This is a genomic window from Campylobacter concisus (genome assembly GCF_002914005.1).
GTDB classification, from domain to species: domain Bacteria; phylum Campylobacterota; class Campylobacteria; order Campylobacterales; family Campylobacteraceae; genus Campylobacter_A; species Campylobacter_A concisus_N.
Map to the genome: position 1 here is coordinate 20996 of NZ_POZU01000037.1, position 8477 is coordinate 29472.

General features: G+C 34.6%; 12 protein-coding genes. 11 read left to right on the forward strand and 1 reads right to left on the reverse strand.

The features are described 5' to 3' along the window. Positions 1-11 precede the first annotated feature (11 nt). The 11 genes from glyQ (at position 12) to rplS (ending at position 7747) form a co-directional block, all read left to right on the forward strand. Positions 12-872 carry a glycine--tRNA ligase subunit alpha gene (glyQ, locus tag CYP54_RS04075; RefSeq protein WP_087576994.1) on the forward strand — a complete coding sequence of 287 codons (861 nt, stop codon included), beginning with the start codon at positions 12-14 and terminating at the stop codon, positions 870-872. 6 nt (positions 873-878) lie between these two features. Beyond that, on the forward strand, positions 879-1601 hold the full coding sequence (locus tag CYP54_RS04080) for a Nif3-like dinuclear metal center hexameric protein (protein WP_087576995.1): 723 nt from the start codon (positions 879-881) through the stop codon (positions 1599-1601). Between the two features lie 16 nt (positions 1602-1617). Next, positions 1618-2325: a zinc ribbon domain-containing protein gene (locus tag CYP54_RS04085; RefSeq protein WP_087576996.1), complete on the forward strand. Its 708-nt coding sequence runs from the start codon at positions 1618-1620 to the stop codon at positions 2323-2325. A gap of 8 nt (positions 2326-2333) precedes the next feature. After that, complete coding sequence (gene waaA, locus CYP54_RS04090) at positions 2334-3470, forward strand: lipid IV(A) 3-deoxy-D-manno-octulosonic acid transferase (RefSeq protein WP_103604295.1); 1137 nt, start codon at positions 2334-2336, stop codon at positions 3468-3470. After that, on the forward strand, positions 3467-4225 hold the full coding sequence (locus tag CYP54_RS04095) for an RluA family pseudouridine synthase (protein WP_103604296.1): 759 nt from the start codon (positions 3467-3469) through the stop codon (positions 4223-4225). The genes waaA and CYP54_RS04095 overlap by 4 nt, the downstream gene beginning before the upstream one ends. Before the next feature lie 62 nt (positions 4226-4287). Beyond that, complete coding sequence (gene ffh, locus CYP54_RS04100; RefSeq protein WP_103604297.1) at positions 4288-5628, forward strand: signal recognition particle protein; 1341 nt, start codon at positions 4288-4290, stop codon at positions 5626-5628. Positions 5629-5700: 72 nt separating this feature from the next. Then, complete coding sequence (rpsP, locus tag CYP54_RS04105) at positions 5701-5928, forward strand: 30S ribosomal protein S16 (protein ID WP_009293992.1); 228 nt, start codon at positions 5701-5703, stop codon at positions 5926-5928. Further along, positions 5928-6170, forward strand: coding sequence for a KH domain-containing protein (locus CYP54_RS04110; RefSeq protein ID WP_103604298.1), 243 nt, complete (start codon positions 5928-5930; stop codon positions 6168-6170). Before rpsP ends, CYP54_RS04110 begins: the two co-directional genes overlap by 1 nt. After that, positions 6163-6693 (forward strand): ribosome maturation factor RimM, encoded by a 531-nt coding sequence (rimM, locus tag CYP54_RS04115; RefSeq protein ID WP_103604299.1) that lies wholly within the window; start codon positions 6163-6165, stop codon positions 6691-6693. The genes CYP54_RS04110 and rimM overlap by 8 nt, the downstream gene beginning before the upstream one ends. Continuing rightward, entirely contained in the window at positions 6690-7382 is a 693-nt protein-coding gene (gene trmD, locus CYP54_RS04120) for a tRNA (guanosine(37)-N1)-methyltransferase TrmD (protein ID WP_103604300.1), read from the forward strand. The genes rimM and trmD overlap by 4 nt, the downstream gene beginning before the upstream one ends. 8 nt (positions 7383-7390) lie before the next feature. Next, on the forward strand, positions 7391-7747 hold the full coding sequence (gene rplS / locus CYP54_RS04125; protein ID WP_103580335.1) for a 50S ribosomal protein L19: 357 nt from the start codon (positions 7391-7393) through the stop codon (positions 7745-7747). Positions 7748-7944: 197 nt separating this feature from the next. Here rplS and CYP54_RS04130 read toward each other — a convergent pair whose 3' ends face one another. Continuing rightward, positions 7945-8403: a CorA family divalent cation transporter gene (locus CYP54_RS04130; RefSeq protein ID WP_345968871.1), complete on the reverse strand. Its 459-nt coding sequence runs from the start codon at positions 8401-8403 to the stop codon at positions 7945-7947. Positions 8404-8477: the final 74 nt, after the last annotated feature.

Here is an 8477-nt window from a genome sequence, read left to right on the forward strand (position 1 = left end):
AAAGGAAAGCAATGACATTTTCACAAATAATATTAACCCTTCAAAACTATTGGCAAGAGCAAGGTTGCGTTATACTTCAGCCATACGACATGCCTGCTGGTGCTGGTACTTATCATCAAGCGACTTTTTTAAGAAGCCTTGGACCAAAGCCCTGGGCGACTGCATACGTAGCTCCAAGCCGCCGTCCGACTGATGGCAGATACGGCGAAAATCCAAACCGCCTAGGCGCTTATTATCAGTTTCAAGTACTCATAAAACCAAGTCCGGAAAATATCCAAGAGCTTTATCTAAAAAGCCTTGAAAAGCTTGGGTTAAATTTGAAAAATCATGACATCCGCTTTGTCGAGGATAACTGGGAAAGCCCAACGCTGGGCGCTTGGGGGCTAGGCTGGGAGGTCTGGCTAGATGGTATGGAAGTGACGCAGTTTACGTATTTTCAACAAGTAGGTGGCATCGCATGCGAGTTGATTTCTGGTGAGATAACATACGGACTTGAGCGCTTGGCTATGTATCTACAAGATGTAAATAGCGTCTATGACATCGTTTGGGACGATAGGGGTGGCAATATCGTAACCTACGCCGACGTTCACAAACAAGGTGAGTACGAGTGGAGTAAATATAACTTTGAAGTAGCAAATGTTGATATGCTTTTTAACCAGTTTGAAAACGCATTTAATGAGTGCAAACGCTGCTTGGAGGCTAAAATTTCGCTCCCTGCGTATGATTATTGCATGCTTGCAGCTCATACATTTAACGTCCTTGATGCGCGCGGAGCGATTAGTGTAACGCAAAGGCAAGACTACATCCTAAAAATTCGAGAGCTTGCAAAAGAGTGTGCGCTAACTTATAAAGAGAGCCTAGAGCAAAAGTAAAATTTTATGAAAATAGCTGAAATTTATAAAATTCTAGATGAAATTTGCCCGTTTGCGAGCCAAGAGTCTTGGGATAATAGTGGCCTTCAAGTTGGCTCATTTGATAGCGAATTTGAGCGAATTTATCTAAGTCTTGATTTGGATAGCGAACTTTTGCAAAATGTCTTGCCAAATTCGCTCATCATCACTCACCATCCGCTCATTTTTAAGGGGCTAAAAAGCCTAGACTACAGCCTTTATCCAAGCTCACTCATAAGGGAGATGATGATAAAAAATATCTCGCTCATCTCGCTTCACACAAATGCTGACCTTGCATTTTTAAATGAAAAATTTGTAACGCAGGTTTTGGGGCTTGAAATTTCAAGCAAAGAGGGCTTTTTGATCTACGCTGATGTGAAGATGAAATTTAATGAGCTTTGCAAATTTGTAAAAGAGAAGCTTGGGCTAGAAAATTTAAGAGTGGTTCATGCAAAAGATAAAATTTCTAAAATTTGTATCTGCACTGGAAGTGGCGGAGATCTCATCCAAGATGTCAAAGCAGATGTCTTTTTAACGGGTGATCTAAAGTATCATCAAGCTCTTTATGCAAAGGAAAATGGGCTAAATTTAATCGATATAAATCACTATGAAAGTGAACGTTATTTTGGTGATTTTTTAGCAAAATATTTGCAAAATCTGAAAATTGAAGTTATAATACGCAATTCTAAAAATCCATTTACATATTGCTAACAAAAAAGGAAACATTATGAATAAATACTTACAACAATTAGTTGAATTATCTGATCTTGATAAACAAATAGATGGCTTTATACCACGCATTCAAGACATAGAAAAGGCTTATAAAAATATAGAAGAAGAGTGCGAAAACATAACGGTTAATATAGAAAGACTAGATGAAGAGGTAAATGACCTAAAATCTCAAAAATCAGGAACAAATGCTCATATAGCCGAGTTTAGTGCTAAGATAAAAGATGTGGCTAAAAAAAGCTCAAGCGCAAAAAGTGAAAAGGAGATAAAAGCTCTAAGTCTTGAAGAAGATATTGCAAAAGAGCAACTTGAGGCTGCAAATGAAGAGATTGCTAGACTTGAGAAGCTAATAGATAGTAAAAATAGTCAAAAAGATGAGCTTGGTGCAAAAAAAGCTGAACTTGAAGAGAATTTAAAAAATATAAAAAGCAAAACTTCATCTGAACTTGAAAATATTGGGAAAGAACGTGAAGAAGTTTATGCCAAAAAAGACAAGCTTATCGCCACTATGAATCAAAAAATTCTCGCATTTTATGAAAAAATTAGAAAATGGGCTCATAACACAGCTGTTGTTCCTGTAAAAAAACAAGCTTGTTATGGTTGCTTTATGCAGATAAATGACAAAACTTTCTCTGCTGTTATCAAGGGCGAAGATATCGTTACATGTCCGCATTGTGGCAGAATTTTGTATAAACAAGAGCAATAACACATTTCGTGATAATAATATATTACTTTCTAGCCTCAATACTCTATCTATTTGGGGCTATCTTTCTACTCATCTTAAGTTTTAAAAAAAAGTATCACAGATCGATCCCAGCACGTTTTTTTCTATTTAATAATCCTAAATTTCAAGATGCAGATGTGCATTTTCACGCTTGTTCGTTTGGTGAAGTGCAAGCACTTAAACCTTTGATGCAAAAATTTGATAGCAAAGCCATAAGTGTGGTGACAAATACTGGCTTTGAAGCGGCAAGTAAAATTTGCTCTAACGCGAGATTTTTACCGTTTGAAATTTTTTTGCCGTTTTGGCTAAAAAAGAGCAAAATTTTAGTCATTTTTGAGGCTGAGCTTTGGCTTATGCTAGTTTTCATGGCAAAGCTAAAAGGCAGCCGTGTAATATTAATAAATGCGAGAATTTCAGACAGAAGCTACAAAAGCTACTTGAAATTTGGCTTTTTCTATAGATATCTTTTTAAATTTATAGACAAAATTTATGCCCAAAGTGAGCTTGATAAAGAGAGGCTAAAGTCGCTTGGAGCAGGCAAAATAGAGGTCGTTGGCAACATAAAAGCTGCGTTTTTGCCAAGCATGAGTAAAATTTATGAAAAGCCAAAAGCTAGAGTGATCGTGCTAGCAAGCACGCATACAGGCGAAGAAGAGATGATTTTAGATAATTTAGATTTAAGAGAAAACGATCTTTTAATCATCGCGCCACGACATCCTGAGAGGTTTGCAGAGGTTGAAAAGATTGCAGCCAACTATGCTAAAAAGCATGACTTTAGCTTTGCGAAATTTAGCAAGACGCATAAATTTGAAGCTAAAGTAAATTTGCTTGACACTTTAGGCGAGCTTGTAAATATCTATGCCATTAGCGATATAGTTGTGCTTGGAGGCAGTTTTTTGCCAAATATCGGTGGGCATAATCCAATCGAGTGCGCACAGTTTAACCCAGTGATAATAAGTGGCGAGTTTATATTTAACCAAAAGGCATTATTTAGCCTAGTTGAAAACATCTACATCGTAAAAGCTAGCGAGATCGGCGGCATAATAGATAGTGACGCTAAAAAGAGCAAGATCGCCGTGCAGGCCAGTGCTGATGCGATCATAGAAGATATAAGGAGCACTTTATGAGTGAAGAAAAAGCATATAAAATTTTAGCTAAGCAAAAAAATATCTCAAATAACGAGGCAAAGGAGCTAATAGATAGTGGTCTAGTCTATGCTAAGGGGCAAAAGGTGATGATCGCTCGTGCCTTGATGAGTGAAAATACTAAATTTAGCGTTGAAGAGATGCCAAGGCCAAGCGTTATATTTGAAGATGAAAATTTAATAGCCATAAACAAGCCTGCTGCTATAACTAGCGAAAAAATCAGTCAAATTTATAAATTCCCACTCCTTCATAGGCTCGATAAGGATACAAGTGGTGTGTTACTTCTTGTGAAAAATGATGAATTCGCAGCGCTTGCTATAAATGAGTTTAAAAAGATGAAGGTTGAGAAAAATTATGTGGCCGTAGTTAGAGGTATCATGAGCGAGGAAGTGGTCGTAAATGAGCCGATCTTAACGATAAAAAATAAAAATGGCGCTTTTTCAAAGATATCAAAAGATGGCAAAGAGGCAATCAGTGAAATTTTACCTCTCATGGTTGTTGGCAAAAAAACGCTGGTAAAAGTTGCCATAAAAACAGGCAGGACACACCAGATAAGAGTGCATCTAGCTAGCTTAAATTTACCTATCGTTGGCGATGAGAAATACGGCAAAAATAGGGCAAATAGAATGTTCTTGCATGCCTATTCTATCGCTCTTTTAAATTATAAATTTAAAGCACCGATCCCAAAAGAATTTAATACTCTTGGATTTGAGTTATCTAATAAATTTGAAATTTAAAGAGCAATAAAGAAATTATTTAGTAATATACGCCCTTTAATAACAACTTAGAAAGGTGATTAGTGTTCGAACAAATTAGCGAGTCTTTTAGATTGGCTGTTAGCAAGATACGTTTTGTAGATGACGAAAAAGCTCTAAAAAACGCACTTGACGTGCTCAAAAAAGCTCTTTTAAAAGCTGATGTTCACCATAAAGTCACCAAAGATCTGCTCGCGTCTATCGAAAGCGAACTAAAGCAAACTGGTGTTGGTCAAAAGAATTTCTTGGATGCGATCAAGTCAAATTTAACGACTATCTTAACAGCTCCTGGCAATCAAGGCTTTGTCTATGCATCAGTTGCACCGACCATTGTTTTGATGGCTGGTTTGCAAGGTAGTGGTAAAACAACGACAACTATCAAGCTTGCAAACTATCTAAAATTAAGAAAGAAAAAAGTTTTAGTTGCGGCTTGTGACTTGCAAAGATTAGCAGCAGTTGAGCAGCTAAGACAGCTCTGCGTTGCAAATGAGATCGATCTTTTCTTTATAGAAAATGAAAATAATCCTATAAAAGTAGCAAAAGAAGCACTAGAAAAAGCAAAAAGTGGCCTTTATGATGTGCTTTTGGTGGATACCGCTGGTCGTCTTGCGATCGATGAAAAGTTGATGCAAGAGATAAAAGATGTAAAAAATGCTATAAATCCACATGAAATTTTCTATGTAGCTGACGCTATGAGCGGACAAGATGCTGTAAAAACAGCTACAAGTTTTAATGAAATTTTAGGAATTTCTGGAGTTATCCTTTCTAAATTTGATTCTGACTCAAAGGGCGGCGTAGCTATCAGTATCGCTAAACAGCTAAATATCCCACTTAGATTTGTCGGTATTGGCGAGAAAGTAGCCGATATCGAGAGCTTTATACCAGACCGTATCGTAAGCCGTATAATGGGTGAGGGCGACCTAGCTACTTTGGTCGAGAAGACATCGACTATTATTGATGAAAAAGAGGCAAAACGTCTAAATCAAAAGATAAAAAAAGGTCAGTTTAACTTTAATGACTTTTTAGATCAAATGGAAAGTGTTAAAAAGCTTGGCAGTATGAAGTCTTTGATGGGGATGATACCTGGGCTTTCAAACATAGCAAATCAGATAAAAGATATAGATCTTGATAATTCAAAAGAAATTTTACATATTAAGGCTATGATAAACTCTATGACGCAAAAAGAGCGTGAAAATCCTGAACTTTTGAATAATAGTAGAAAAAGACGTTTAGCGGCTGGTTCTGGACTTTCTCAGATAGAGGTAAATCGATTTTTAAAGCAGTTTGAAAATGCCTCAAAACTTGCTAAGAAATTTTCAGGAAAAGGTGGAGCAAAAGGACTCGCAAATATGCTTTCTCAAGCAAATTTAAAAAGACCTGTTTGATAAAAGGGTTTAAATTTGGATATTTGTTATCTAAATTTAAGCTTTATTTAAAAATAAGAGGAGAAATATAATATGGCAACAGTAGTAAGACTAACAAGAATGGGACGCAAAAAAAGACCTTTTTATCGTATAGTTGTTACAGATAGCAGAAAAAGACGCGACAGCGGTTGGATAGAGAGCATTGGTTATTACAACCCTATGGTTGAGCCAAATGTTATAAATTTCAACAAAGAGAGATTAGACTACTGGAAAAGCGTCGGTGCTAAACTTAGCGACAGAGTTGCACAAATTACAAAATAATGGTTGAAAATTTTTTATACGAATACGCCAAGCTGATAGCTGATTTTCCTGAAAAGGTGACTATTGAGCGTCAAGAGCTTGGTGAAAATTTTATTGAAATTATCATAAATGCTGACAAGATTGATACTGGAAAACTTATCGGTAAAGACGGTAAAATGATAAATGCTATAAAGACCGTTATTATTGGTTGCAAAGCCAAAGATAATACAAGCTATAGGGTAACGGTAAAAGCTATTGAATAGTGATATTGTTGAAGTCGCTACTATTGGAAGATGTGTTGGTTTAAGGGGTTATTTAAAACTTCACAACAAGAGCGACTTTCCAGAACAGTATAAAAAAGGCGCAACCTTTTTTGATAAAAAAAATGATCAGCTCATCATAAAAGACTACAACAGACAAAAAGAGCTGGTTCTGTTTGAAAATTTTGATGATTTAGACCTTGCTAAAACACTTGTAAACAAAACTATTTATACCACAAAAGAGCTCACTAGAAAAAACTGCAAACTAAAAAAAGATGAATTTTTTCAGTTTGATATTATTGGATTAAAAGTTGTAGAAAATGGCGAAATTTTAGGTATCGTAGAAGATATCCAAGATAATTTTGCAAATTCACTTTTATATATAAAAACAGATGAAGAGTTTATTACAGCTGGCAAACCAAAGAATTTCTACATTCCATATTTGGAGCGTTTTATCGAAAGCGTAAATTTGGATAGTGGAGAGATTTTGGTAAAAGGCGCTAAAGACATCTTAGAAAATTCATGAAATTTACCTTTATTACACTTTTTGAAAGTTTAGTCAAACCTTACTTTTGTGATTCTATTTTAAAACGTGCGATTAATAATAAATTTATAGAAATTGATTTCATAAATCCAAGAAATTTTACCAACGATAAACACAATAAAGTTGATGATTATATGATCGGAGGTGGAGCAGGGCTTTTGATGTTTCCACAGCCTTTGGATGAGTCGATCAAATTTCTAAAAGAAAAAGATAAAAATACTCATGTGATATTTTTAACGCCAGCTGGTAAAAAATTTAATCAAAATGACGCAAAGAGGCTCTCTAAAAAAGATCATATTTGTTTTGTTTGTAGTAGATATGAAGGCCTTGATGAACGAGTTGTTGAGCTTTGGGCGGACGAAGTTTTTTGCATAGGCGATTTTGTTTTAACTGGTGGAGAGCTTCCTGCGCTTTGTATGAGTGATGCAATATCAAGAAATATACTTGGAGTTTTAGGAAACGATATGAGCCTTGAAGTTGAGAGTTTTGAGGATAATTTACTTGAAGCCCCATCTTTTACAAAGCCTGATAATTTTAGATCGATCTTTGTGGTTTCAGAGTTTTTAAAGGGTAACCATGTTAAAATCCACACTTTAAAAAATAAGATGGCTCACTGCAAAACAAGGTTCTTTCGCCCTGATTTATATCAAAAGCTTAAGCCACATAAATAAGGAAAAACATGAGAAATAAATACATTGAAGCATTTGAAAATGCTCAAATTGCTAGTAAAAATATTCCTGACTTCCGTGCAGGAGATACATTGCGTGTTGCTACTCGTATTCACGAAGGCGATAAAACTAGAATTCAAAATTTTGAAGGTATTTGTATAGCTAGACGTGGTAGCGGTACCGGCGAAACATTTATCATTAGAAAAATTGGTGCTAACAGTGTTGGTGTTGAGAGAATTTTTCCAATCTTTAGTGACTCAATCGAAGAGATAAAAGTTCTTAGAAAAGGTCGTATTAGAAGAGCTAAATTATTCTATCTACGTGACCTTCGTGGTAAAGCTGCTAAAATCCGCGAACTTAGAAAATAATTCTACTATCTGTCTTGAAGTCTATTCAGGACTTTTAATCTTATTTTTAAATTTAATTTTTTTAATTTTTTTGTTTTTTAATATTAAAATATCTATTTATTTTTATTGTTTTTACCTCTAGGCTATAAAAATTTAAAATATATAAAAAATTTCTGTATAAAGTTTCAGATACCTTATATACTAAATTTATTTATTTTCTACTTCTTCTTATTTGTATACCAAAATAAAAAAATAACACAACAAAGAATTACTCCAAGCATTATTGATACAACTATTATGGTAGCATTTTTAGTTTCATTAAATGGTAAGCCTTGTGTATTCATACCAAAAAAGCCAGTTATCAGATTTAGTGGCAGCATTACAGCTGATATCATTGTCAAAATGTAAATGTTTTGATTGATTTTGTCGTTTTTTATACTTTGTATAAATGTATAAATATCATCGATTCTGCAGGCATATTCATTGGCCATTGTTCTAAAAACATTTGCCTCATGAGTACTATTTTTAATCTCTTTTTTTAAATTTTGTTGCTCACTTTGGCAAATCGAAAGTGTCTCATAAAAGTGAGATATCTTATTTTGAAATTTTCTAATCTCATATTTTAAAAAGTGATTTCTTTTGATAAATTGATTAAAGTTTTTTAGACTAGCATAAATTTTTTCAGACTCGTTTCGCTCATCTTGATGTTATAACATTTTGTTTTCATATTCATTGCAATGTTTTTAAAAAT